Source organism: Pseudomonas sp. 10C3 (assembly GCF_036346185.1).
Taxonomy (GTDB): Bacteria; Pseudomonadota; Gammaproteobacteria; order Pseudomonadales; family Pseudomonadaceae; genus Aquipseudomonas.
Genome location: NZ_JASJVE010000037.1, coordinates 17,046 through 42,548, shown reverse-complemented (window position 1 = coordinate 42,548; position 25,503 = coordinate 17,046). Strand labels below are relative to the sequence as shown.

Annotated in this window: 27 protein-coding genes and 1 pseudogene; 13 read left to right on the top strand and 15 right to left on the bottom strand. The window is 57.4% G+C overall.

Going from position 1 to position 25,503, the window contains the following annotated elements:
• Positions 1 to 104: 104 nt before the first annotated feature.
• From QN399_RS24575 to QN399_RS24540, 8 genes and pseudogenes are all read right to left on the bottom strand, one after another.
• On the bottom strand, positions 105 to 659 hold the full coding sequence (locus tag QN399_RS24575; protein WP_322215390.1) for a DUF3304 domain-containing protein: 555 nt from the start codon (positions 657 to 659) through the stop codon (positions 105 to 107).
• Positions 644 to 874, bottom strand: a pseudogene (locus QN399_RS24570) (DUF3304 domain-containing protein); the annotation flags it as partial. The pseudogene QN399_RS24570 and the gene QN399_RS24575, both read right to left, overlap by 16 nt.
• Positions 875 to 1,238: 364 nt before the next feature.
• Entirely contained in the window at positions 1,239 to 2,576 is a 1,338-nt protein-coding gene (locus QN399_RS24565) for a HAMP domain-containing sensor histidine kinase (protein ID WP_322180241.1), read from the bottom strand.
• 69 nt (positions 2,577 to 2,645) lie between these two features.
• On the bottom strand, positions 2,646 to 3,065 hold the full coding sequence (locus tag QN399_RS24560) for an LTXXQ domain protein (RefSeq protein ID WP_330201813.1): 420 nt from the start codon (positions 3,063 to 3,065) through the stop codon (positions 2,646 to 2,648).
• Positions 3,066 to 3,197: 132 nt separating this feature from the next.
• Positions 3,198 to 3,875, bottom strand: coding sequence for a response regulator transcription factor (locus QN399_RS24555; protein WP_219064538.1), 678 nt, complete (start codon positions 3,873 to 3,875; stop codon positions 3,198 to 3,200).
• A gap of 7 nt (positions 3,876 to 3,882) precedes the next feature.
• A complete protein-coding gene (locus tag QN399_RS24550) occupies positions 3,883 to 4,296 on the bottom strand; it encodes a translation initiation factor 2 (RefSeq protein ID WP_323569489.1) in 414 nt (137 codons plus the stop codon).
• Between the two features lie 124 nt (positions 4,297 to 4,420).
• Complete coding sequence (locus QN399_RS24545) at positions 4,421 to 4,720, bottom strand: YciI family protein (protein WP_219064536.1); 300 nt, start codon at positions 4,718 to 4,720, stop codon at positions 4,421 to 4,423.
• 2 nt (positions 4,721 to 4,722) lie between these two features.
• On the bottom strand, positions 4,723 to 5,319 hold the full coding sequence (locus QN399_RS24540; protein ID WP_322180234.1) for a septation protein A: 597 nt from the start codon (positions 5,317 to 5,319) through the stop codon (positions 4,723 to 4,725).
• Positions 5,320 to 5,385: 66 nt separating this feature from the next.
• Here QN399_RS24540 and QN399_RS24535 point away from each other — a divergent pair, with 66 nt between their 5' ends.
• The 7 genes from QN399_RS24535 (at position 5,386) to arfB (ending at position 12,359) form a co-directional block, all read left to right on the top strand.
• Entirely contained in the window at positions 5,386 to 6,246 is an 861-nt protein-coding gene (locus QN399_RS24535) for a PHP domain-containing protein (protein WP_322180232.1), read from the top strand.
• Between the two features lie 13 nt (positions 6,247 to 6,259).
• Positions 6,260 to 6,889: an L-threonylcarbamoyladenylate synthase gene (locus tag QN399_RS24530; RefSeq protein WP_322180230.1), complete on the top strand. Its 630-nt coding sequence runs from the start codon at positions 6,260 to 6,262 to the stop codon at positions 6,887 to 6,889.
• 120 nt (positions 6,890 to 7,009) lie between these two features.
• Positions 7,010 to 7,708: a ScpA family protein gene (locus tag QN399_RS24525; RefSeq protein WP_322182762.1), complete on the top strand. Its 699-nt coding sequence runs from the start codon at positions 7,010 to 7,012 to the stop codon at positions 7,706 to 7,708.
• A 75-nt stretch (positions 7,709 to 7,783) separates the two neighbouring features.
• The gene (scpB, locus tag QN399_RS24520; protein ID WP_322215396.1) at positions 7,784 to 8,557 is read left to right on the top strand and encodes an SMC-Scp complex subunit ScpB; all 774 of its coding nucleotides are present in this window, start codon (positions 7,784 to 7,786) and stop codon (positions 8,555 to 8,557) included.
• Positions 8,558 to 8,848: 291 nt separating this feature from the next.
• Positions 8,849 to 10,258, top strand: a complete 1,410-nt coding sequence (gene rluB / locus QN399_RS24515) for a 23S rRNA pseudouridine(2605) synthase RluB (protein WP_322180226.1) — start codon at positions 8,849 to 8,851, stop codon at positions 10,256 to 10,258.
• Positions 10,259 to 10,528: 270 nt separating this feature from the next.
• Positions 10,529 to 11,938 carry an amino acid permease gene (locus tag QN399_RS24510; protein WP_322180224.1) on the top strand — a complete coding sequence of 470 codons (1,410 nt, stop codon included), beginning with the start codon at positions 10,529 to 10,531 and terminating at the stop codon, positions 11,936 to 11,938.
• A 7-nt stretch (positions 11,939 to 11,945) separates the two neighbouring features.
• The gene (gene arfB, locus QN399_RS24505; protein WP_323566332.1) at positions 11,946 to 12,359 is read left to right on the top strand and encodes an alternative ribosome rescue aminoacyl-tRNA hydrolase ArfB; all 414 of its coding nucleotides are present in this window, start codon (positions 11,946 to 11,948) and stop codon (positions 12,357 to 12,359) included.
• Positions 12,360 to 12,410: 51 nt separating this feature from the next.
• Here arfB and QN399_RS24500 read toward each other — a convergent pair whose 3' ends face one another.
• From QN399_RS24500 to phhA, 6 genes are all read right to left on the bottom strand, one after another.
• Positions 12,411 to 13,619: an MFS transporter gene (locus tag QN399_RS24500; RefSeq protein WP_322180220.1), complete on the bottom strand. Its 1,209-nt coding sequence runs from the start codon at positions 13,617 to 13,619 to the stop codon at positions 12,411 to 12,413.
• 149 nt (positions 13,620 to 13,768) lie between these two features.
• Positions 13,769 to 13,957, bottom strand: a complete 189-nt coding sequence (locus QN399_RS24495) for a hypothetical protein (RefSeq protein WP_322180219.1) — start codon at positions 13,955 to 13,957, stop codon at positions 13,769 to 13,771.
• 146 nt (positions 13,958 to 14,103) lie between these two features.
• Positions 14,104 to 14,361 carry a hypothetical protein gene (locus QN399_RS24490; RefSeq protein WP_322180217.1) on the bottom strand — a complete coding sequence of 86 codons (258 nt, stop codon included), beginning with the start codon at positions 14,359 to 14,361 and terminating at the stop codon, positions 14,104 to 14,106.
• Positions 14,362 to 14,466: 105 nt separating this feature from the next.
• Positions 14,467 to 15,657 carry an amino acid aminotransferase gene (locus QN399_RS24485; protein ID WP_323566333.1) on the bottom strand — a complete coding sequence of 397 codons (1,191 nt, stop codon included), beginning with the start codon at positions 15,655 to 15,657 and terminating at the stop codon, positions 14,467 to 14,469.
• Positions 15,657 to 16,013, bottom strand: a complete 357-nt coding sequence (locus QN399_RS24480; protein WP_219064522.1) for a 4a-hydroxytetrahydrobiopterin dehydratase — start codon at positions 16,011 to 16,013, stop codon at positions 15,657 to 15,659. The genes QN399_RS24485 and QN399_RS24480 overlap by 1 nt, the downstream gene beginning before the upstream one ends.
• A 14-nt stretch (positions 16,014 to 16,027) precedes the next feature.
• Complete coding sequence (gene phhA, locus QN399_RS24475) at positions 16,028 to 16,819, bottom strand: phenylalanine 4-monooxygenase (protein ID WP_322180211.1); 792 nt, start codon at positions 16,817 to 16,819, stop codon at positions 16,028 to 16,030.
• Between the two features lie 267 nt (positions 16,820 to 17,086).
• Here phhA and QN399_RS24470 point away from each other — a divergent pair, with 267 nt between their 5' ends.
• Positions 17,087 to 18,637: a sigma-54-dependent transcriptional regulator gene (locus tag QN399_RS24470; RefSeq protein WP_322215405.1), complete on the top strand. Its 1,551-nt coding sequence runs from the start codon at positions 17,087 to 17,089 to the stop codon at positions 18,635 to 18,637.
• Between the two features lie 236 nt (positions 18,638 to 18,873).
• Here the strand turns inward: QN399_RS24470 and QN399_RS24465 are convergent, their stop codons facing one another.
• Entirely contained in the window at positions 18,874 to 19,140 is a 267-nt protein-coding gene (locus QN399_RS24465; RefSeq protein ID WP_322180207.1) for a DUF2790 domain-containing protein, read from the bottom strand.
• Between the two features lie 407 nt (positions 19,141 to 19,547).
• On the opposite strand from QN399_RS24465, the gene acs reads away from it, so the two are divergent.
• From acs to QN399_RS24440, 5 genes are all read left to right on the top strand, one after another.
• Positions 19,548 to 21,503: an acetate--CoA ligase gene (acs, locus tag QN399_RS24460; protein WP_322180205.1), complete on the top strand. Its 1,956-nt coding sequence runs from the start codon at positions 19,548 to 19,550 to the stop codon at positions 21,501 to 21,503.
• Positions 21,504 to 22,123: 620 nt separating this feature from the next.
• Positions 22,124 to 22,900, top strand: coding sequence for an ABC transporter substrate-binding protein (locus tag QN399_RS24455; protein WP_322180203.1), 777 nt, complete (start codon positions 22,124 to 22,126; stop codon positions 22,898 to 22,900).
• A gap of 96 nt (positions 22,901 to 22,996) precedes the next feature.
• Entirely contained in the window at positions 22,997 to 23,686 is a 690-nt protein-coding gene (locus QN399_RS24450) for an ABC transporter permease (protein WP_322180201.1), read from the top strand.
• Entirely contained in the window at positions 23,683 to 24,381 is a 699-nt protein-coding gene (locus QN399_RS24445; protein WP_322180199.1) for an ABC transporter permease, read from the top strand. The genes QN399_RS24450 and QN399_RS24445 overlap by 4 nt, the downstream gene beginning before the upstream one ends.
• A gap of 3 nt (positions 24,382 to 24,384) precedes the next feature.
• Positions 24,385 to 25,497, top strand: coding sequence for a succinylglutamate desuccinylase/aspartoacylase family protein (locus QN399_RS24440; RefSeq protein ID WP_322215407.1), 1,113 nt, complete (start codon positions 24,385 to 24,387; stop codon positions 25,495 to 25,497).
• The last annotated feature ends 6 nt before the right edge of the window (positions 25,498 to 25,503 follow it).

Sequence of the window (25,503 nt, the reverse complement as noted above, 5' to 3'; positions counted from 1 at the left end):
GTAGTTAAGCCCCACATCCTCGGACGTGCGCGGCAGCAGCCCCTCTTTGGGGAACGGCGGGGTCGGCGTTAAAGGCGTCGGGGCCGGGCGTTGAGAGCCTGAATTCAAAGTGTTGGACATACCGAGGGCTCTTCCATTCTGGACGGGTAGTTGAAGGGATAACCGGCTTGGCCGGGCGTAACCGCGACAGCCGAAACGGCAACCTGGTTGCAGGGCAAGAAATGAACATCGATGACGCCGAGTTCTTCATACGGCGCCACCTCCACGACGGCGCGATGGCGGGTGTTGTTGAGCTTCTCTTTCTTCATTCGGGCGTGCCATGCATCAGAAAACATGGGTTCAGGCCATTTGCCGTAGGCGTGCGGCGTCGGATCCTTCTCCCACTCGACCACCACGGTCAGGCCGGGGTGCCACTTGCGGGGCAGGCTCACGCAGCAGTTCTGCTTGCCGCCCCCGCCGTAAGGGCCGATGTTCGGCCCGCCATTGCCGTTGACCATGAAGTAGTTGATCGCCGCCGAGGTATGGCTGTAGCCCTCGATAGGCGCGCCCAGTCGGTCGGGCAGTGATTTGCTGCAGGCTTGCAGCGCAAGGCAGGCGAGCGCAGCCGCCCAAAGCGCTGGCCTTCGGCGTGGGGCGCCAGCTTTTAAGGTGCGGGACATACGGCAGGCTCTTCCATTTTGGAGGGGTAGTTGAAGGGATAACCGGCTTGACCGGGAGTAACGGCGACAGCCGAAACGGCAACTTTGTTGCAGGGTAAGAAATGAACATCGATGACGCCGAGTTCTTCATACGGCGCCACCTTCACAACAGCTCGATGGCGGGTGTATTTAGTGCGGTGCTCTTTCATCCGCTCTCGCCAAGCATTAGATGAAAAGGATTCCGTCCAAGCCTGGCGGTGGTCAGGCTAAAGCTTGGCTGATGAGCTAACGCTGGCATTCCGACGTCCTGCCTTTTGTAAGGAGAGTTGTCCAAGGTATGTTCGGCGAAAGGTTTTTTAGCGTCTGTAGGCCAAATCCGCGTCGTGTTGCGGGAAAGGTCTGAAATGTTGACTCATAAAAAAACCGCCGTTCGTGAGAACGGCGGTTTTGGGGGGAGCGGGGCCTTAGTGTGAATGAAATGGAAACAATACAATGTGCCCTGGCATCCGATATCGACCCTGGCTTGTCGCAGCCTTCGGCAGCACCTACAGTGAATCGGTATTCAGCCCAAGACCTGCGAACTTACTCGAAGGCATGCGCTCAGGCACCAGGGATAACGGGCTCCAACGGTAGGTCCAAAGTGGCAACGAACCCGCCTTGGGGATGATTGGTCAGGGTCAGGTAGCCACCGTGCCGTTCGGCTGCACGCTTGGCGATAGCCAGCCCCAGGCCGTGGCCCGGCGCAGTTTGGCCGGGTGCGCGGAAGAACGGTTCACCTAGCTGAGACAGGTGTTCCGATGCCACTCCGGGGCCATGGTCACGTACGCTGATCAGCAATCGCCCTCCCTCGCACTGGGCTTTCAAGTCAATGGCTTGGCCTGCCGGGTTGAAGCGCAGGGCATTGCGCAACAGATTATCCAGCGCCCGTTCGAGCATGTCGGGCCAGCCTTGCAACTCAACACCGTCTTGTACCCAAACCCGCACCTCCTGTTCGGGGGCGTTGAGCCGGGTATCGCTTTGTAAGTGGTGCAGCATCGCGTCCAGATCGACGGGCTCGGCGGTGCCAAAATCCGCGTCCAGGCGTGCCAGCACGAGAATCTCGCTGATCAATGCTTCCAGCCGATCACATTCGCGGGCCAGACGCGGCCAGAGCTTCTCGCGCTCAGCCGGTTCGGCACGTTCGGCCAGCGCCAATGCGATGCGCAGCCGTGCGAGCGGTGAGCGCAGTTCGTGGGACACATCGCGCAGTAACTGACGCTGGCTGCTGATCAGGCTCTGCAGGCGCGCGCCCATGCGGTTGAAGTCGGTGGCCAGCACGCCGAACTCGTCACGGCGATTGGCCAACTGCGCCAGGCTGTTCTGTTGATAGGTGGTTTGCCCCAAGTCATCCACGGCACTGCGCAGACGGCTGAGTGGGCGGGTGATGGACAGCGTCACCAGCAGGCTGAACAACGTCAGCACCACCAAAGCAATGCCCAGGGCGCTGAGAGGCCAAAGCAGGCTTTCGCGGTGCCAGGCGTCAAGTTCCGGGTGCGGAATCCGGTAGATCAGCAAATACGTTTCAGCCGTTTTCGGGCTGGTGTATTCGGTGGTCAGGCGACGCCACGGTAATTGGCGGGGATCGTTGTGTTGGCGCGCTTCAAATGCCGCCGCACGGGGTGGAAACGTCCCGCGTACCAGGGGCTCACCGCTTTCGTTGAGGACCTGAACGTCAATGTGATAGCGCCGTTTACTCTGTTGCAGGTAGTCCTGTGCGGCGTCTTCACCCTGGTTTTCGTAGAGCTCGGTCCAGTTCTGCGCCAGGTTGGCGAGGCCCGGATGGCGACTGAGGATCCATGCATCTTGATTGAGCATATGCCCGAGCAAAATAGACAGGCCTGCAACCAAGGCGATGGCTAACCAGAAACTGGCCAGGATTCGCCAGAACAATGAACGCACGTGAATACCTCAAACGATAAAAGCCCGACACGCGTGAGCGTATCGGGCGGGTAAGGAGTCGGTTCGCCGTTATTGGGCTTGCTGAGCTTTCTGGGCTTTCCAGGTCTGGAACTCGGCATGCTCGGCACGACGTTGAACTTCTTTTTGCTGTATCACGTCGAATTGTTTTTGCTGATCAGGTTTCAGCAGTGCGCGGACGTCGCTTTGGGCCTTTGTATGCTTGGCGTCTATCTCATCCTGCATGCTTTTCTGCTGTGCTGGCGGCAGCATTTGCAGATAACGCTGGGTGATTTCATCACGGCTACGTTTTTGCTCAAACATGATTCGGCCGATCTGTTGGCGCTGGTCCGGGGTCAGGTTCAGCTCGCTGTACGGGCTGTGACCATGCATGCCAGGGCCGCCATGACCCATGCCGCCTTCTGGCGGCGCGGCCATCGCGATAGCAGGCAATGAAGCGGCGAACAGCAGGGCGATTAAAGTCTTGCGCATGGTGTATCTCCTTGTCTCTAATCCGGCTCGTTGCCGGTTGAGGCCAGTGTAGGGAGATCAAGGTCAGCGGCGGTCAACACTCGGTAAAGCTTGAGTAAAGAGCTTCTGGCCTGAAACTGACAGAAGCAGGCCCTAGACGCTGTAGTAATAACCGCGACTGCGCAGCGCAACGATCCGTGGACGGCCGTCGGCATGAGGCCCGATCTTTTTGCGCAGGTTGCTGATGTGCATGTCCAGGCTTCGATCATAAAGCGTCAATTTGCGACCCAGTGCCAGTTGCGCCAGCTCTTGCTTGTCCAGCGGTTCGCCGGGTTGGCGCAGGAGGGCCTCGAGCAGACGGCTTTCGGAGACGGTCAGCGTGAACTCATGCTCATCGATAATCACTACGCCGCGCACGGGGCTGAAGCATAAGTCGCCGAGTTCGAGCTGGCTGGACACTGCCGGTGGATGGCTACGGCGCAAAACAGCGCGCAGGCGTGCCGTCAACTCCCGAGGATCGCAGGGTTTGGCCAGGTAATCGTCGGCGCCCAGTTCCAGGCCGAGGATCCGGTCCAGCGGTTCACCCCGGGCCGACAGCATCAGCACGGGCAAGTCGGGGTGATCGTTACGCAGTTGCTTGAGCAGTTCCAGGCCGCTGCCATCGGGCAACATCACATCCAGCACGACGGCTGCGGGTTGCGATTGAGCCAATGCGCGTCTGGCGCTATGGCCGTCGTGGCAAGCCTGCACCTGAAAGCCTTCCTGACTCAGCCAACTGCTCAGAAGCTCGCAGAGCTCCTGATCATCATCAATTAATAACAGTTCGCTCATGATTCACTCAATTCAGCCACTGGCGACGCTGTCTACGCCAGCCACTGGCAAAGATACCGCAGAGTAGGGCAATCATCGCAACTCCACCCCCGGCGACGAACCATTGTTGCTCATCCGTAAATATGCGTGGAGGCAAGACGGACTGTGCTTCTTTGAGTTGCAACTTGAGGCGTTGGTTCTCCACGCGCAAGCGACTGAATTGCAGGCTTTCGCGTTCGGTGTCGACACTCTGTATTTGCTTACTCAACTCTTCGCGCTGGTGCTCGCTTTCTTTTAGACGCTGTTGCAACTCGGTAACCTGGCTGCTGGCGCTCGGCAATAGAAGCTTGGCACTGTTGTTGGTACCGGATAACTCGTCAGCCTGGGCCGTAACTCCAAGGGTTAGCACGGTCAACAGCAGACACAACGGACCTGAACGCATCTGAACTCCTATATTTTTGTTGAGTGTTCAGCAGGTTGTCGGCAGGTTATCGAGAATAGTGAACAGGCGAAAAGGGTAACCGGCAAGCGCCGCGATGATTGCGCGCGGCGCCTGCGCAAGCCTGTTACGGCAGGGTTTGTCTGAACGGCTTGACCAGTACGTTGGCGTATACACCGGCTGCAACGAACGGATCGGCGTCGGCCCAGGCCTGTGCGGCGCTCAGGGATTCAAACTCGGCGACGATCAGGCTGCCGGTGAAACCCGCAGCGCCGGGGTCGTTGCTGTCGATGGCCGGGTTCGGACCTGCCAACACCATTCGACCTTCATCCTTGAGCGCGACGAGCCGCGCCAGGTGATCAGGCCGCGCAGCCAGGCGTTTTTCGAGCGAATTGGCGACGTCTGTAGCAATGATGGCGTAAAGCATGGTCAGTCCTTGGTTTTAGGAGTGGAAGGGTCCGCGTCGTGCATGTGGCGGGCCAGGAATATCCCTTGGCCAACCAGAAACAGTAAGGTCATGCCCAGGCTGCCGAAGACTTTGAAATCTACCCAGAACTCCTGATAGGTGAAGGCCACATACAGATTGGCTGCACCGCAGAACAGGAAGAAGAAGACCCAGGCGATGTTCAGTCGGGTCCAGATCGGCTGGGGCAGAGTCAATGCATGGCCCATGATGCGCTGGATCAATGGGCGGTCACCGATGAAGTGACTGCCTGCGAATGCCAGGGCGAACAGCCAGTTGACCACTGGCGCCTTCCATTTAAGAACGGCTTCGCTATGGAAAGCCAAGGTCAGGCTGCCGAACACCAGGCAGGCGATCAGGGTCAGCCATTGGCTTTTTTCCAGTTTGCGCTGGGTGATGAACAAAATACCGTAGACCACGAGCGAGCTGATGATCAGCATCGCGGTAGCGCTGAAAATTCCGCCTACCATGAAGCTGTGGTCCAGAATGTCGACGGCGCGGGGTTCGATCTTGTAGACGATGAAAAACAGGAGCAGCGGGATGAAGTCGATGAATTGTTTCACAATGGCAGCCAGAAGCAGGATGTGGCGGCATAATAACAAACATCAATGACAGCGAAAGCGCCTCCTATGAATGTTGACCTGCACTGCCACAGCACCGCTTCCGATGGCGCCCTCGCGCCCGCGGTCCTGGTTGCGCGTGCTTATGAAAACGGAGTGCGGGTCCTGGCCCTTACTGATCACGATACCCTTGAAGGCCTCGAAGAGGCCCGTGCTGCGGCGCTTGCGTTGGATATGCAGCTGGTCAACGGGGTGGAATTATCTTGTACCTGGGGTGGGGCAACTGTCCACATTCTGGGCTACGGTTTTGATATGAAAGCCCCTGCATTGGTCGATGCCATTGACCGTTTACACCATGGACGCTGGTTGCGTGCCGAAGAAATAAGCCGAAAATTAGCGATCAAAGGTATGCCAGGGGCCCTGGAAGGTGCTCGTGCGATCCAGCAAGCGCTGGGTGACAGCGGTAATGCTCCGGCTCGACCACACTTCGCTGACTTCATGGTGAGTGCCGGTTTTGTCAAAGATCGCGCTGAGGCATTTCGCAAATGGTTGGGCGCTGGCAAGCTGGGCGACGTCAAACAGCATTGGCCAACCCTGGAAGAAACCGTCGCGACCTTACGCGAGTCCGGGGCCTGGGTCAGTCTGGCGCACCCTTGGCATTATGATTTCACCCGCAGTAAACGTCGTAAGCTGATCGCCGCCTACATTGAGGCTGGCGGCCACGCTATCGAGGTGGTTAATGGTCTGCAGCCTGCGGAGCAGGTGGGTAGTCTGGCCATTCTGGCTCGTGAGTTCGGTCTGCTGGTAACTGCCGGCAGTGATTTTCATGCTCCTGGCGCTTGGTCCGAAATTGGCGTTTATCGCCCGTTACCGGAGGATCTTCCGCCACTTTGGTGTCGATTCAAACATGACCAGCCTACTGCCGTCTGAACAGGAAGATACCGTGAGTCAATTTTTCCAGGTCCATCCGGAAAACCCGCAGGCACGTCTGATAAAACAGGCTGTGGAGATTATCAAGGCCGGTGGCCTGGTGGTGTATCCGACGGATTCGTCCTACGCCTTGGGTTGCCAGATCGGTGACAAAAACGCCATTGAGCGCATCCGCCGCTTGCGTCAACTGGACGACAAACACAACTTCACCCTGTTGTGTTGCGATCTGTCTCAACTGGGGACCTACGCCAAGGTCGACACTGCGGCGTTCCGCGCGCTCCGGAACCATACGCCCGGGCCTTACACCTTTATTCTCAACGCCACGCGTGAAGTCCCGCGGTTGATCCTGCACCCCAAGCGCCGGACCATCGGCCTGCGCGTGCCAAACCACCCCATTGCTCAGGCGCTGCTTGAGGAACTGGGCGAGCCGCTGATGAGCGTGAGCCTGATCATGCCGGGCGAAACCGTGCCCTTGAGTGATCCGTATGAGATGCGTCAGGTATTAGAGCATCAGGTCGATCTGATCATTGATGGCGGCATCGGCGGTATTTCGGCTTCCACTGTGATCAATCTGGCTGATGGCGAGCCGCAAGTGATACGGGTGGGCTGTGGCGATCCGCGACCGTTTGGGGGTCAGCCTTAGATGGCAGTGGCCGAGGCGGTTGATAGCCAGGCGGATGCCCAGCAGGAGCTGCCGTTCGCCATGGTCTATGGTCAAGCGGTCATGCACATGCCGCTGGACCTGTACATCCCGCCGGATGCGCTGGAAGTCTTTCTCGACGCGTTCGAAGGTCCGCTGGACTTGTTGCTGTACCTGATTCGTAAACAGAACATCAATATCCTCGATATTCCCGTGGCGGAAATCACTCGTCAGTACATGGGTTATGTCGAATTGATGAAAACCGTGCGCCTGGAGCTGGCGGCCGAGTATCTGGTGATGGCCGCCATGCTCGCCGAAATCAAATCGCGGATGCTGTTACCGCGCTCGGCTGAGATTGAACAGGAAGAAGACGACCCACGCGCTGAGTTGATCCGTCGTCTGCAAGAGTACGAGCGTTTCAAAGCCGCCGCCGAAGGTATCGATGGCTTGAGCCGGGTAGGGCGTGATGTGGTAGTGCCCAGGCTGGATGCTCCCGAAGCGCGTGCGCGCCGGTTGCTGCCGGATGTCAGTCTGGAAGAACTGTTGATGTCCATGGCTGAAGTCCTGCACCGGGGCGACATGTTTGAAAGCCACCAAGTCAGTCGCGAAACGCTGTCGACCCGGGAGCGCATGAGCGATGTGCTTGAACGCCTCAAGGGCGGCGGGTTTGTACCGTTCTCCGAGCTGTTTACGGCCGAAGAGGGGCGCTTGGGCGTTGTGGTGACTTTTATGGCGGTTCTGGAACTGGTCAAGGAGTCCTTGGTCGAGTTGGTGCAGAACGAACCCTTTGCGGCGATCCATGTCCGGGCGAGAGTCGAATAGCGGTTTAGCTGAATAGCTGAATAAATAAAAGACGCGCACGACTGAAGCGCGGCGAGCCTGATAAAGAGCCAAACGATGAATTTGAACGACCCGCGCGAGCTGGCCCCCCTGCTCGAAGCTTTTCTGCTGGCCTCCGGTAAACCTGTGTCGCTGGAACGCCTGTTCGAGCTGTTCGAGGAGGGCGAGCGTCCCGAGCCTCCGGTATTCAAGAAAGCCCTGCAATTGCTGGGAAAATCTTGCGAAGGCCGGGCTTTCGAGCTCAAGGAAGTGGCTTCTGGGTATCGCTTGCAGATCCGTGAGCGGTTTTCGCCATGGGTCGGACGGCTCTGGGAAGAGCGGCCGCAGCGTTATTCCCGGGCGATGCTGGAAACCATGGCGCTGATTGCCTATCGCCAACCTATCACGCGGGGCGAGATCGAAGATGTGCGTGGGGTGGCGGTCAACAGCCATATCGTCAAAACCCTGCTGGAGCGCGAGTGGATCAGAATCGTCGGCTACCGTGATGTGCCCGGAAAACCGGCAATGTTCGCCACCACCAAAGCGTTTCTTGATCACTTCAACCTTAAAAACCTCGACGACCTGCCGCCACTGGCCGATCTGCGGGAACTGGAGCCTGAGCCGATTCTCGATTTCGATGACGCCCCGGTTCCGGCCAGCCTGCAAGCCCTGGCCGATGCCAGCCTTGACCCCGACGCCGAGCCAGAGCCGCCGCGTGATGAAACCAGCTTCCGCAGCTTGCTGGTCGAGCTCGACTCGATGGAGCTGGGTCTCAAGACCGACTTTGATGATTTGTTGCGTGAGGAGATTGAGCCTGAGGCAGATGAGCGTGATGTGCCTGAAGATAAATAATTATCCTCGTGGCTGTCTTGCATCAGCGTCTGCAAGGTCGATAAACGCTCGGTGTTGACAGAGTCGGTGTTGCGATTGATCCGGTTAAACGCCACCGGTCGGCGGAAAAAGAAGTAAGGCGCTGCATTTGTACGAGTCTCTGATGCGTAGCGCGCGCCTTGAGCGTATGATTCGCGCCCTTTTGGCGATTTATTCTCGCCATCAGGCACGGCTTCAAGTCATCAGATTTTAGCAACCAGGTCGCGCCATTTCTCAGCACGATCTGTTATCGACACACCGGGAGGTGCCCAGATGAGTGTACAAGACAAGCAAGACAGCCAGGAAATCGGTCCTGCAGGCGAAAAACTGCAAAAGGTTCTGGCGCGCATTGGCGTAGGTTCTCGCCGTGACGTAGAAGCCTGGATCAGCCAAGGCCGAATCAAGGTCAATGGCAAAGACGCGACCCTTGGTCAGCGCGTAGATTTGCACGATGCCATCGCCATCGACGGTCGCGTGATCAAGCGCGAAGAAACCGCCGAATCGGTACGCCGCGTCATTCTCTACAACAAACCAGACGGTGAAATCTGCACCCGTGACGACCCAGAAGGTCGTCCGACCGTGTTTGATCGCCTGCCGCGCCCTAAAGAAGGCCGCTGGGTCAACATTGGTCGTCTGGACATCAATACCACCGGCTTGCTGATGTTCACCACTGATGGTGAGTTGGCCAACCGCTTGATGCACCCGTCGTTTGAAATGGACCGCGAATACGCTGTTCGTGTGCGTGGCGAAGTCGATGACGACATGCTGCTGCGTCTGAAAACCGGCGTGGTGCTGGAAGACGGTCCCGCACGCTTCACCGATATCAAGCAAGCGCCAGGCGGTGAAGGTTTCAACCACTGGTATCACTGCGTGGTGATGGAAGGTCGTAACCGCGAAGTGCGTCGCCTGTGGGAATCCCAAGGGCTGGTGGTCAGCCGCTTGAAGCGCGTGCGTTACGGACCAGTGTTCCTCAACTCCGACCTGCCGATGGGCCGCTGGCGCGAAATGAGCCAGTACGAAGTCGACGTTCTCAGCGCCGAAGTCGGCCTGACGCCTGTGGCTCAGCCGCAGATGAACGCCAAGGTCAAAGACAAAATGGAACGTTTGCAGCGTCAATCGTCCCGCCCACTGGGCAAAGGCGAGCGCGTACGTACGTTGCGTCCGGCCAACCCGGCTCCGGCAGGCGAGCGTCCAGCCCGTCAACCACAGGTGACTGGCAGCGAACGTGATCGTCCGCGTGCGGATTCTACGGGTCGCGATCAGCGTCCTGCAGGGCCGCGTTCGGATTCGTCGAGCCGTGGTCCACGTCCTGCTACCGGGCGTACCGACTCTGCTAACCGTCCGTTGCGTGGCCGTAGCGAAGGTGCTGATCGCCCAGCGCGCAAGCCGCGTGAAGACGGTGACAGTGCTCCGCGTACTCCGCGCAGCGATTCTGTCGAGCGTTCTCCTCGTGCACCGCGTGGCGATTCGCCACGCACTCCGCGCCCTGCTGCCGGTCGTTCCGACAGCCGTGGCACGCCAGTGGCCGAGCGTCCTAGTGATGTGAGCAAGCGTCCGGGCAAGCCTAAACAGCAACGCCCTGGCATTGTTCTGGTGGACAATGGCAAGCCTTCGGGCAAGCGCAATGGTCCGCCGGCAGGCTCTGGTCAGCGTCCTGGCTTTGGTCGTCGCAAGCCGCAGTAATCGCGTGCGGTGAATAAAAAAAGCCAATCGAAAGATTGGCTTTTTTTTGTTTGATGATTGTCGCTTACCCTCGATAGCTGACCGACCGAGTAGCTTTCCAGTAAGCCTGGGTCACTTCGGCGGTGTACACTACCTCGCGTTTTTTCTGTGATTCAACGGCGTAACTGCGCATCCAACACATTCAGGGCTATCCGCCTTGTTGCACTCCGCTGCGTCATGAGCGCGGTGGATTCGGTTCCGTCACAGACAATAACAATCAGGTGACTATCAATGAGTGAACAAAACTCACATTCGGGCGAGCTGAAGCGCGGCCTTAAAAACCGCCATATCCAGTTGATCGCGCTGGGCGGCGCTATCGGCACAGGCTTGTTCCTCGGCTCGGCAGGCGTACTCAAATCGGCCGGTCCGTCGATGATTCTCGGTTACGCAATCTGCGGTTTCATCGCCTTTATGATCATGCGCCAGCTTGGCGAAATGATCGTCGAAGAGCCAGTGGCCGGTTCCTTCAGCCATTTTGCTCACAAGTACTGGGGTGGCTTTGCGGGCTTCCTCTCCGGCTGGAACTGCTGGGTGCTTTATATTTTGGTCGGCATGTCGGAGCTGACGGCGGTCGGCAAGTACGTGCATTACTGGTGGCCAGAGATTCCGACCTGGGCCTCGGCCGCCGTGTTCTTTGTGATGATTAACGCGGTCAACCTGGCCAACGTCAAGGTGTTCGGGGAAGCCGAGTTCTGGTTCGCCATCATCAAGGTCGTGGCCATTGTCGGCATGATCGCCCTCGGCAGCTACCTGTTGGTCAGCGGCAACGGCGGCCCGCAAGCAGCAGTGAGTAACCTGTGGGAACACGGTGGCTTCTTCCCCAATGGGGTCAAAGGTCTGGTGATGGCATTGGCGATCATCATGTTTTCTTTTGGTGGTCTGGAAATGCTCGGTTTCACCGCAGCAGAAGCCGACCAACCGAAAACCGTGATCCCCAAGGCAATCAATCAAGTAATCTACCGGATCCTGATTTTCTACATCGGCGCTTTGGTCGTACTGCTTTCGTTGACCCCGTGGGACAGCCTGCTTGCGAGCCTCAATGCATCCGGCGATGCCTACAGCGGCAGCCCGTTCGTGCAAGTGTTCTCGATGCTGGGCAGCAACACGGCGGCGCACATCCTCAACTTCGTGGTGTTGACCGCCGCCTTGTCGGTCTATAACAGTGGCACCTATTGCAACAGCCGGATGTTGTTAGGCATGGCGGAGCAGGGCGACGCACCTAAAGCGTTGGCGCAGGTCGATAAGCGTGGTGTGCCGGTTCGGGCGATTGCGGTGTCGGCGTTGGTGACCTTCGTTGCAGTGGTGCTCAACTATCTGGTCCCGCAAAATGCGCTGGAACTGCTGATGTCGCTGGTGGTGGCCACGCTTGTGATCAACTGGGCGATGATCAGTTACTCTCACCTGAAGTTCCGCCAACACATGATAAGTACGCACCAGACGCCGCTGTTCAAGGCGTTGTGGTATCCGTACGGCAATTACCTGTGCCTGGCTTTCGTGGTGTTCATCCTCGGCATCATGTTGTTGATTCCAGGCATTCAGGTGTCGGTTTACGCAATACCGGTCTGGTTGCTGGTGATGTGGGTTTGTTACAACGTCAAAAACAAGCGCAGTGATGCGGCTAGCCTGAAGGTGTTGACGTAGTGCTTCTATGCTGGTGATTTCCAACGCGGTGCATCTGCCTGATGCCGAAATCGAGTTGACTGCTATCCGCGCTCAAGGCGCGGGTGGGCAGAACGTCAACAAGGTGTCGAGCGCAGTGCACTTGCGTTTCGATATCAATGCATCGTCGTTGCCGCCGTTTTATAAGGAGCGGTTGCTGGCGTTGCGCGACAGCCGTATCACCGGCGACGGCGTGATCGTCATCAAGGCCCAGCAATACCGCACTCAGGAGCAGAACCGTGCCGACGCACTGGAACGCCTGAGCGAGTTGATCATCAATGCGGCCAAGGTCGAAAAAAAACGGCGTCCAACCAAGCCCACCCTGGGCTCGAAAAAGCGTCGTCTTGAAAGCAAAAGCCAGCGTGGCGGCATCAAGGCCGGGCGCGGCAAGGTGGATTTCTAGGCAGGACCGCATCACGCCCTTCGCGAAGGCGATCTCCTCAGCAGCAAAAATCTAAACCGTGTAATCCCGCATCGGCTTCGCCTGTCGGTACAGGTAGACACTGAGCAGCAGGCCGGTCATGGCCGCCAGCGCGGCAAACAGAAAGATCGAAGCAAAGCCAAAGCCAGCGGCAATCGCTCCAGCAACGGGGCCGGTAATACCCAGTGAGAGGTCGATGAACAGTGAGTACGCGCCCACCGCCGCCCCTCGGCTAGAGGCCGGTACCAGATTCACAGCCTCGACACCCAGCGCCGGGAACACCAGCGAGAAGCCAAAACCGGTGAGTGCGGCCCCGGCCAGCGCCAATGTTGGTGTGGGCGCGAGCCACAGCAACAGCAGGCCAATGCTTTCCACCGACAGGCAGGCAATTGCCACCCGAAAGCCACCGAGGCGGTTGATCAAGTTACCGAACAGTAACCGTGCGCCGATGAAGCAAGCGCCGAACAGGCTCAGGCATAGCACTGCGTTCGGCCAGCTATGGCTTGCGTAATAGAGGGTGATGAAGGTGGCGATGGTGCCAAAACCAATCGAACCGAGCGCCAGCCCCGTGCCGTGAGGCAGCACTCGGCCCAGTACATGCAGAAAGGGCATGCGCTCGCCATGAACAATGGGTGCGGCTTGCTTGGGCCACGCCAGCGCGAAACCGATACCGGCGAGCAGGATGATACTCACGCCCATGCTCCATAAGCCGAGCTGCTGGACCAGCAGCACACCCATGGGGGCGCCTATCGCAAGCGCGCCATAACTGGCGATGCCGTTCCAGGAAATGACTTTGGCGGTGTTTTGCGCACCGACCCGGCCGATGCCCCAGCCAATCGAGCCTGAGCCCACCAGACTTTCCGCGCTGCCTAACACCAGTCGACCGATCAGCAGGCTGATCAGGCTGAGTATCGGCATGCTTTGCAGCCAGGCCGAGAGCAGCATGAACACGCCGCTGAAACCACACCCCGCCAAGCCGTAAAGCACGGCTTTTTTGCTGCCAAGGTTGTCGATGATGCGGCTTGCATAGGGGCGACTAAGCAGCGTGGCCAGGTATTGCACGCTGATCACCAGGCCCGCGGCCACGGCGCCAAACCCTAAATCACTGTGCACGTAGCCGGGGAGGACAGCGAGGGGAATGCCGATATTCAGATAACCGATAAACGTGAACAGGACGATAGAAACGACCTGCAGCGTAACGGCCATAGGTCGTTGTGAGGCAGCAGACGGGGTGTCTTGCATGGGTAAAATCCACGGTTGCGACAGCGTTGAAAATGCTCAAGGTGTAGCGGAAAAATCGTTTCAGCTTGAGGCGCGCTGAAGGCTGCTTATGATAGCGGCGGTTGAGGCGATGCAGGGGAGGGAGAAGGGAAAATGTTGAAATAACGTGCTTATAACGCGGTGTCACTGGCGGGTGCGAGCAATTGCGAAGCGACCAAGGCTGCCAGCGCATTTTCCTGGGTGCCGAAACGCTTGAGCAGCGCCGCCTTTTTTTCGGCGTTGAGGCGACTCCAGATGTCGATCATCTTCTCAGTGATGCCCATTACGACGCTGGCGTGGGTGTCGGTGAGGTCGGTCATGGCAGGTTCCACTGTTGTTTAAGGCTGTTTTGCTTGGGCGTGGTCTTGTTTGGGGACGCTATCTGCAGCGGGTGTGGCAGGTATAACAGGCCGTATGAAACCAGGTAAAGAACACGGGTTTGGTATACGGCCTGGAAAAGTCGCCGTCAGTGTCTGTGTTTGACGTTGCGGCTGTCTTCAGTTTTGGCAGGGCTGGCCTTCAACTCGGTTTTTTTGTTTGGCTCTTGGTGCGCTGAGGGGATCTGCTCAGGTTTTGGCAGGCTTGGGAAAGGAAAGTTCGGGATTTCATGCATCGTCGTCGCTCCGCGCAAGATCTGATTGAAGGTTGCTGGAAAGATCAGTGCTTTTAAAAAGCTTGGGCAGGATACAGCACTGGAAATGACAAACAGGTTTTTTATGACCACCTTTTGTCACTTAAAGACACACGGCACGATGAATGGCGAACCATAACGGCACAACGCAGTCGCGCCCCTATAGGGCGCGATGTTTGACGCGGCAAGTGATCGGTTTTAGCAAACGGCAGCGATGGCTTGGGCCAGTAGATCCAGGCGCGAGGCATCAATCCCCGCGATATTGGCGCGCCCGGCACTGACCAGATAGACGCTGTGTTCATGGCGTAATCGCGCAACCTGATCATCATTCAGGCCGGTGTAGGAGAACATGCCGCGTTGCACGCCGATATGGGCGAAACGCTCTCCCAGGCCCAGTGGGGTCAACGCTTCGACCAAGCCTGCGCGCAGTTGCGCAATACGTCCGCGCATCTCTTCCACTTCATCGGCCCACAGGCTCTTCAGCTCGGGATCGCCGAGGATTTCGGCAACGATGGCTGCGCCATGATCTGGCGGGTTCGACCACAGGTTTCGCGCAATTGAAGAAAGCTGACTGCGTACATCCAGCAGTTTGTCCGCAGTACTGGCACACACCAGCAGGGCGCCAGTACGTTCGCGGTACAGGCCGAAGTTTTTCGAGCAGGAGCTGGTGATCAGTAACTCGGGCAAAGCCTCCGCGAACAGACGCACTGCCCAGGCATCTTGCTCCAGACCGTCGCCAAAACCCTGGTACGCGAAATCTATCAATGGCAGCAGATCGCGACTGCGCACGATGTCCAGCACCTGCCGCCAATCGTCGTGGGACAGATCGAAGCCGGTGGGGTTGTGGCAGCAGGCATGCAGCAGCACGACGTCACCACGTGGCACCTGATTCAAGGTGGCGAGCATCCCCTCGACGTTAAGGCGATTATCGCTGCCCACGTACGGGTAATGACTGACCATAAGCCCGGCTTTGGCGAAGATGGTTTCATGGATTGGCCAGGTCGGGTCGCTCAGCCAGATACCGCGCCCGGGCAAGCAGTCAGCGATAAAGTCAGCACACAGACGCAGGGCGCCGGTACCGCCTGGCGTCTGGGTCGCGCCGACGCGCTTGCTTGCCAGTAACGGCGAATCCTTGCCCAGCACCAACTCGCTGATCAGCGCGCCAAAGCGAGGCTCGCCATGACCGCCGATGTAGGTTTTGGTGGTTTGGGTGTCCAGCAAGCGCTGCTCGGCCAGCTTGACCGAGCGCAGGATCGGGGTCAGGCCCAATGCATCTTTATAGACGCCGACGCCAAGGTCGAATTTGTTCGGGTTCGGATCAGCCGCGTAAGCGTCGATCAATCCGAGAATCGGGTCACCGGGCACTCGCTGGATGTCGTTGAAATGCATTACTTGCGGCCCTCGGCGCTTTTGGCCACTTCGTCAGTACGCGCGGCCATAATAAAATCGTTACGGTGCAGCCCTTTGATCGAGTGGCTCCACCAGGTCACGGTCACTTTGCCCCATTCGGTGAGCAAGCCAGGGTGATGACCCTCGGCTTCGGCAATTTCGCCGACAGCGTTGGTGAACGCAAGCGCGAACTTGAAATTCTTGAACAGGAAGACTTTTTCCAGCTGCATCACGCTGTCGCGTACTTCGATGTTCCAGTCCGGGATCTGCTTGATCAGAATCGGCAATTCTTCATCGCTGACGTGTGGGGCATCGGCGCGGCAGGCTACGCAATGGGCTTGGTTAAGAGTGCTCATAAATGGGTTCCTGATCAGGCAGCTTTGGGTTTGGGTGGGAACTTCGGTGCGTGCAGACCTAGCTGCATGCCTTGCTGGACCATGCCCATGATGTCTTCGTGGGCCAGGTCGAACAGTCGTTTCAGGTTTGGCAGGACAAAATACAAGGGCTGAAGGATATCGATCCGATACGGGGTGCGCATTGCATCCAGTGGATCGAACGCCTGATGTTCCGGCGCGGACGACAGGCTGTAAACCGTTTCTTTGGGTGAAGACAGAATGCCGCCACCATAGATTCGACGGCCTTGCGGCGTGTCGACCAGGCCGAACTCGATGGTCATCCAGTACAGGCGCGCAAGGTAGACGCGCTGTTCTTTGGTAGCACTCAGGCCGAGCTTGCCATAGGTGTGGGTGAACTCGGCGAACCACGGGTTGGTCAGCAGCGGACAGTGACCGAAAATCTCGTGAAAAATGTCCGGCTCTTGCAGATAGTCCAGTTCCGCTTCGCTGCGAATGAACGTTGCCACCGGGAACTGTCTATTGGCCAACAATTCGAAGAAGGTCTGGAACGGAATCAGGGCCGGGACGCGAGTGACTTGCCAGCCCGTGGCCGTGCCGAGGACTTTATTGATTTCACCCAATTGCGGGATGCGATCAAGGGGCAGTCCGAGTTGTTCGATCCCTTCAAGGTACTCCTGACAGGCGCGGCCTTCGATCACCTTCAGTTGTCGAGTGATCAGGGTATTCCACACCATATGCTCGGCAGGTGGGTAGTCGATAAAGCCTTTCGCGTCGGGCTCGCGAGCGACGTAATGCGTTTGCGTCATGTTGCTCTCCTGAGGGCAATTCGTTGTTGTTATAAGGAGCTGTTATGGCTCTAGAGATAACGCAAACGATTCGTCCTGACAGCAGGTGGAATAGGGTATGCCTTAAAGAATAGACTGCTTTTCGTAACGATAAGTTTACGAAATCGCAGCTGCGCCGTAATCCTTGCGTCGGAATGATGTGATTTGCACGCTTGCTGTCAGATAATCGTTACGGATAATTTAGGCACACTGAAAAATATCAGCCCGACAGACAGGATTGAACCGTTCATGCGTATCAAAGTGCACTGTCAAAACCGCATCGGCATCCTTCGCGACATCCTTAATCTGTTGGTCGAGTACGGGGTCAACGTGGCGCGTGGTGAAGTGGGCGGCGAGCATGGCAACGCGATTTATCTGCATTGCCCAAACCTGATCAATCTGCAATTTCAGGCGATGCGTCCCAAGTTCGAGGCAATTGGCGGTGTGTTTGGAGTGAAGCGCGTCGGGTTGATGCCCAGCGAACGTCGGCACATGGAGCTTAATGCACTGCTGGGCGCGCTGGAGTTCCCCGTGTTGTCTATCGACATGCGCGGCTCCATCGTCGCGGCTAACCGCGCGGCGGCGCAGCTGCTGGGTGTGCGGGTCGATGAAGTGCCGGGTATTGCATTGTCGCGCTACGCCGAAGATTTCGATTTGCCGGCACTGGTTCGCACCAATAAATCACGAATCAACGGGCTGCGGGTCAAGGTCAAGGGTGATGTGTTTCTTGCCGATATCGCGCCGTTGCAATCGGAGCACGATGACAGCGAAGCCATGGCCGGTGCAGTGTTGACCCTGCACCGCGCAGATCGGGTCGGCGAGCGGATTTACCAGGTGCGCAAACAAGAACTGCGCGGCTTCGACAGTATTTTTCAGAGTTCCAGGGTCATGGCCGCTGTTGTCCGCGAGGCTCGACGCATGGCCCCCCTGGACGCTCCGTTGCTGATTGAAGGCGAAACGGGGACGGGTAAAGAGTTGTTGGCGCGGGCCTGCCACCTCGCCAGTCCGCGTGGGCAATCGCCGTTGATGGCGCTCAATTGCGCTGGACTCCCGGAATCCATGGCCGAAACCGAGCTGTTTGGTTATGGCCCCGGCGCATTTGAAGGTGCGCGGGCCGAAGGCAAGCTGGGGTTGCTGGAGCTGACCGCAGGCGGCACGCTGTTCCTTGATGGTGTCGGCGAGATGAGTTCACGCCTGCAGGTCAAGCTGCTGCGCTTCCTGCAAAATGGCTGCTTCCGCCGGGTCGGCAGCGATGAAGAGGTTTACTTGGATGTGCGGGTGATGTGTGCGACGCAGGTTGATCTGTCTGAATTGTGCGCCAGAGGTGAGTTTCGCCAAGATCTTTACCATCGGCTCAACGTGCTATCGCTGCACATCCCGCCGCTTCGCGAATGTCTGGACGGTTTACCCCTGCTGGTTGACTACTTTCTTGATCAGGCAAGCCGGCAGATTGGCTGTCCTTTGCCCAAACTGGCGCCCGCCGCCATGGAGCGTTTGAGCCATTACCGTTGGCCCGGTAATGTGCGGCAGCTGGAAAACGTCCTGTTTCAGGCAGTTTCTCTGTGCGAAGACGGTATCGTCCGCGCCGAACATATACGACTTCCGGACTACGGTATGCGCCAGCCATTGGGGGATTTTTCGTTGGAAGGGGGGCTGGATGAAATCGTCGGGCGTTTCGAAAAAGCGGTGTTGGAACGCCTCCATTCGGAATACCCAAGTAGCCGGCAGCTGGGTAAGCGTTTAGGTGTATCGCACACGACCATCGCCAACAAGTTGCGTGAATATCACGTGGATAAATAAACATGAACAGGGCAAGCGTGAAACGCTATAAAACCTGGTGCCTATTTAGTAATAAGAGCATTAGTCACTGTACGAATAAACTTACCGTGCATGTCGGTGGGAAACGTTAATGGTACGCCTCAAAAAATGTCTATCAGACGTCGATTGAATAAACGGGCATTCTAAATGCAGTCAACGCCACATTGGATTGCTCCAAGAGGCGTTGACGTGGTAGCTGAGGGCAGTGTGCAGATGAATCAACCATCAATACAACCGTTACCCATGACGCGATACTCAAGCACGTGCTCTACACCTTTCGAGTCTTCGTACGTCATACGCGCGGGAACGACCTCGCAGACGTTCGGGATGTCGCTCATCGAAACGACTTTGGCGATGTCCAGATGAGTGGCGTACGTGTATTCCTCCACGGGAGACGTCGAGTTGACTGCCACGGCGGTTGTTTCGGCCGCCATCACAGCAACGCTAAAACTACTCAGGGCCATGACCATCAATGCAACTTTCATTTCTAATGTCCTTATTGCTGTCGTGAGGGAGTGCCTGGCTCTTATGGAGCCAGGCGTGTCACTAAGTTTACACGTTGATTAACATGCCGTTGTGGGGGCTGTTACGTGTTAATCGTTTGCCGGTTGGCGAGATAAATTATAGGCCTGTCGGGTGGGTTCATATATGAAGTGTTTTGATAAAGACTATTGATGAAACCTGTAACAATCGAGGCACGAAAAATGACGGCATCCATCATCGGTGGCGCGACAGATCGTCGCGGAGAGGCGTGGCATATCATCGCAGGAGAGTAGGGGTCTATAGTAGTAGGCTTGCTTGCGACCGGTAAGACCATCGTCGAATGGCCTGAATGGGGCAGGGAAGATACAACGGGATCATAAAACAACAACTATCCACCGAGGTAACAACGATGAGTGCGGCTTCCGTCTATCCTGTGCGTCCAGAGGTTGCGGCTACAACGCTGACCGATGAGGCAACCTACAAGGCCATGTATCAGCAGTCGGTGGTCAATCCTGATGGCTTCTGGCGGGAGCAGGCCCAGCGCCTGGATTGGATTCAGCCTTTCACCACGGTCAAACAGACCTCCTTCGATGACCATCATGTCGATATTAAATGGTTCGCCGATGGTACGTTGAACGTTTCCTATAACTGTCTGGACCGCCATTTGGCCGAGCGCGGCGATCAGATCGCAATCATCTGGGAAGGCGACGATCCTTCCGAACACCGCAACATTACCTATCGCGAGCTGCACGAAGAAGTCTGCAAGTTCGCCAACGCATTGCGCGGCCAGGATGTGCACCGCGGCGATGTAGTCACTATTTATATGCCGATGATCCCCGAAGCTGTGGTCGCCATGTTGGCCTGTACCCGGATCGGCGCAATCCACTCAGTCGTGTTCGGTGGCTTCTCGCCCGAAGCGCTGGCCGGGCGGATCATTGATTGCAAATCGAAAGTCGTCATTACCGCAGACGAAGGTCTGCGTGGCGGCAAACGCACGGCGTTGAAAGCTAACGTCGACCTGGCGCTGACCAATCCGGAAACCGCCAGCGTGCAGAAGATTATTGTCTGCAAGCGCACGGGCGGCGACATCGCTTGGCACCAGCATCGCGACATTTGGTACGAAGACCTGATGAAGGTTGCGTCCAGCCATTGCGCGCCCAAAGAAATGGGTGCCGAAGAGGCGCTGTTCATTCTTTATACCTCGGGCTCCACCGGCAAACCCAAAGGCGTTCAGCACACTACGGGGGGATATCTGTTGTATGCCGCGCTGACCCATGAGCGTGTATTCGACTACAGGCCAGGTGAAGTTTATTGGTGCACCGCCGACGTGGGCTGGGTCACTGGGCACACTTATATTGTCTACGGCCCACTGGCCAATGGCGCGACCACGTTGTTGTTCGAAGGGGTGCCGAACTACCCGGACATTACGCGTGTGTCGAAGATCATCGACAAGCACAAGGTCAATATCCTCTACACCGCACCGACTGCCATTCGCGCCATGATGGCCGAAGGTCAGGCGGCAGTGAAAGACGCGGACGGTTCAAGCCTGCGCCTGCTCGGTTCGGTCGGTGAGCCGATTAACCCGGAAGCCTGGACGTGGTACTACAACACCGTCGGCAAGGGCCGCTGCCCGATTGTCGACACGTGGTGGCAGACCGAAACCGGTGGCACGTTGATGAGCCCGCTGCCAGGCGCGCACGCGCTCAAGCCGGGTTCGGCAGCGCGACCATTCTTCGGCGTTGTGCCGGGGCTTGTGGATAATCTGGGTAACCTGATCGAAGGCGCGGCTGAAGGTAACCTGGTCATCCTAGACTCCTGGCCGGGTCAGGCGCGCACGTTGTACGGTGATCATGATCGTTTCGTCGATACGTACTTCAAGACTTTTCGTGGCATGTACTTTACGGGTGACGGCGCACGTCGTGACGAAGACGGCTACTACTGGATCACTGGGCGCGTGGATGATGTGCTCAATGTTTCCGGGCACCGCATGGGTACCGCTGAAATCGAAAGTGCGATGGTTGCCCACTCGAAAGTCGCCGAAGCCGCTGTGGTCGGCGTACCGCATGACCTTAAGGGGCAGGGTATTTATGTCTACGTCACCCTCAATGGCGGCGAAGAGCCAAGCGAAGCACTGCGCCTGGAGTTGAGAAACTGGGTGCGCAAGGAAATCGGTCCGATCGCTTCGCCGGATTTCATCCAGTTTGCGCCAGGGTTGCCCAAGACTCGTTCTGGCAAAATCATGCGCCGTATCCTGCGCAAGATTGCCACTGGGGAATACGACGGCTTGGGTGATATCTCTACCCTGGCTGATCCGAGTGTCGTGCAGCAGTTGATCAATGAGCACAAGACTATGAATGCCGCCTGATCCCAGGCTGAGAAACGCCCCGCCCGGTGTAAACCTGGCGGGGCGTTTTTGTGTGCGCTATTGGGTGCCCGAGCGCGTTGCGCAAAGCCATTCGAGAATACATTTGTTCCCACAAATCCAAACTCGGAAAGAGATATATATCGGCTTCACCACCGGCACCTCTTCTTTGTTACCGGCGCGCAGCCAGGTAACCAAATGTGTAACCGTCTGCTCTCTTTCGGGGCCGAGAGGAACGCCCCGCAGGATTCGGGTGCAATTTCCAGCACCCTGAAAACAAGTCGATACGCCAGACTTGCCGGAATAGAAGCCTTTGCCAATAATAGGCCCGCAATTTGCAATATAGATCGGTTCTATGTCTTTTGGCTTTGCATAATCTGCAAGGCCTGTCAATATTTCGGGTCTGCTTTCTCGGTGCTTCTATAACTAGTTGTCGCATTGAAGAAATATCGACTTCGGGCCTGTCGTTAAAATGCCAATCAATCGCTAAAGGCTTTTCGTGTGACTTTTCGTGTGAAAGGTCCGACACGACCGGCTCGGCGTCGCTATCCATGCTGACCCTTCGCATATTGGGCCATCGCTCACTCTGCCATTTGTCGCCCTAAACCGACGGAGTCCTAATAATGAAGAAACTCATGCTTCTCGGCGCCTTGGCGCTGTCCGTGTTGGCACAGCCGACGTTCGCTGATGAAAAACCATTCAAAATCGGTATCGAGGCTGCGTACCCTCCCTTTGCCTCCAAAGCCCCGGACGGCAGCATCGTTGGTTTCGATTACGACATCGGCAATGCCCTGTGTGAAGAAATGAAGGTCAAGTGCACGTGGGTCGAGCAGGAGTTCGATGGTCTGATCCCGGCGCTTAAAGTGCGCAAGATCGACGCCATCCTGTCCTCGATGTCCATCACTGAAGATCGCAAGAAGTCGGTTGATTTCACCAATAAGTACTACAACACGCCTGCACGTCTGGTCATGAAAGACGGCACCGTCATCAGCGCAAATCTCGCTGAGTTGAAAGGCAAGAAAATCGGCGTACAACGCGGTTCGATTCATGACCGTTTCGCCAAGGAAGTACTCGAGCCTCTGGGCGCCGAGATCAAGCCGTACGGCTCGCAGAATGAAATCTACCTGGACGTCGCCGCTGGCCGCCTTGATGGCACCCTGGCTGACGCGACCTTGCTGCAAGACGGTTTCCTCAATACCGACGCAGGCAAGGGTTATGCCTTTGCGGGCCCTGCGTTCACCGACACCAAATACTTCGGCGACGGCATCGGTATCGCTGTGCGTAAGGGCGACAAGGCTGATCTGGACAAGATCAACGCGGCCATCGCTGCGATTCGTGCCAACGGCAAGTACAAGCAGATTCAGGACAAATACTTCAATTTTGATATCTACGGCGAGTAAGTACATCGCGTAACACTCGCAATGGCGCTAGCAGCAGTGGCTCTGCACTTGTCTGGTTGGCGCCATTTTTCATTCTCATGCTTGAGGACCTGAATCATGTTGAAAGGCTACGGGGCTGTCATCCTCGATGGCGCATGGCTGACGCTGCAGCTCGCCTTGTCGTCTATGGCCCTGGCGATCGTCCTCGGTTTGATTGGCGTGGCATTGCGTTTGTCGCCGGTGCGCTGGCTGGCCTGGTTGGGTGACCTGTACTCCACGGTAATTCGCGGGATTCCGGACCTGGTCTTGATCCTGCTGATTTTCTATGGCGGCCAGGCTCTGCTCAACCGTATTGCACCGTTACTCGGTCATGACGACTACATTGACCTGAACCCGCTGCTGGCCGGTATCGGTACGCTGGGTTTCATCTTCGGTGCGTACCTGTCGGAGACCTTTCGGGGTGCGTTCATGGCTATATCCAAGGGCCAGGCTGAGGCGGGCATGGCGTACGGCATGAGCAGTTTCAAAGTGTTCTTCCGGATTCTGGTGCCACAGATGATTCGCCTGGCGATCCCCGGGTTTACCAATAACTGGCTGGTACTGACCAAGGCCACTGCGCTGATTTCCGTGGTCGGTCTGCAAGACATGATGTTCAAGGCCAAGCAGGCAGCAGATGCTACCCGCGAACCCTTTACTTTCTTCCTGGCAGTGGCGGCGATGTACCTGGTGATCACCAGCGTTTCGTTACTCGCCCTGCGTTATCTTGAGAAGCGCTACTCGGTAGGCGTAAGGGCGGCTGATCTATGATCTTCGACTACAACGTCATTTGGGAAAGCTTGCCGCTGTACTTCGGTGGTCTGCTGATCACCCTCAAGTTACTGGCCATTTCCCTGGTATTCGGTCTGCTCGTCGCTTTGCCGTTGGGCCTGATGCGCGTGTCGAAACAGCAGTGGGTCAACATGCCTGCCTGGCTGTACACCTACGTGATTCGCGGCACGCCGATGCTGGTACAACTGTTTTTGATCTACTACGGGCTGGCTCAGTTTCAGGCCGTGCGCGACAGTGTCTTCTGGCCATGGCTGTCCAGTGCGACGTTTTGCGCCTGCCTGGCTTTCGCGATCAATACCAGCGCCTACACCGCCGAAATCATTGCCGGCAGCTTAAGGTCGACACCGGCTGGCGAGATCGAAGCGGCCAAGGCCATGGGCATGTCGCGCTCGAAAATGTACCGGCGGATTCTGCTGCCCTCAGCTTTGCGCCGGGCGCTGCCGCAGTACAGCAATGAAGTGATCATGATGCTGCAGACCACCAGTCTGGCGTCCATCGTGACCTTGATTGACATCACTGGCGCGGCGCGTACGGTCAACGCTCAATACTACTTGCCGTTCGAGGCTTACATCACCGCCGGCGCGTTCTACCTGTGTCTGACCTTTATTCTCGTGCGACTGTTCAAGATGGCCGAACGTCGCTGGCTGGGCTACCTAGCCCCACGCAGGGCCTGAACCATGCAACGTATCGATCATTCATTGCCGTGGAGCAGCCTCGGCACCGAGCGTCAGTTGAGCGTGTTCCGATTCGGTAGCGGCGAGCGCAAGGCCTATATTCAGGCCAGCCTGCACGCCGATGAATTGCCGGGCATGCGCACAGCCTGGGAGCTGAAAAAACGCCTGATGCAACTCGAAGAGCAAGGGATGCTCAAGGGTGTCATCGAGTTGGTGCCAGTGGCCAATCCCATTGGCCTGGGGCAGTTGCTACAAGGTGCTCATCAAGGACGTTTCGAGTTTGGCAGCGGCAAGAATTTCAACCGTGATTTTCCCGAACTGGGCGCGTCGGTGGCCGAGCTGCTGAAAGGCCAGTTGGGCGATGATCCGCATGCCAATACCCGCCTGATCCGTCAGGCAATGACCTTCGTTCTGGACGCGTTACCGGCGCCGGGCAGCGAGTTGCAGGGGCTGCAGCGTTTACTCCTGAGCCATGCCTGTACCGCCGATGTGGTGCTGGACCTGCATTGCGACGCCGAAGCGGCGCTGCATATGTATGCCTTGCCGCAGCACTGGCCGCAGTGGCGGTCGCTGTCGGCGCACTTGAACGTGAGCGTCGCCTTGCTGGCGGAGGAGTCTGGCGGCAGCTCCTTTGATGAAGCGTGTTCGCTGCCATGGTTGCGTCTGTCACAGATTTTTCCTGAGGCGCAGATATTGTTGGCGTGTCTGGCCACGACCCTTGAATTGGGCGGGCAAGCCGACACCGGCAGGGATGAGGCTCAGGCACACGCCGAAGGCATTCTGGCGTTCCTTGCCGAGCAGGGTTTTATCGGCGGTGACTGGTCGCAACCTGCATACGAGGCGTGCGAAGGGATGCCGTTCGAAGGCACGTACCTGCACTTTGCGCCCCATCCCGGCGTAGTGACTTATTTGCGCCGCGCAGGCGTATGGGTTGACGTCGGCGAACCGTTGTTCGAAGTCATCGATCCCTTGTCCGATCGGGTCAGTACGGTGTGTGCCGGCACGTCCGGCGTGCTGTATGCAACTGAACGGCTACGTTACGCCCAACCTGGTTTCTGGCTGGCCAAAGTGGCAGGGCGTACACCGCTCCGCCACGGGCGCCTGCTCAGCGACTGACTGACT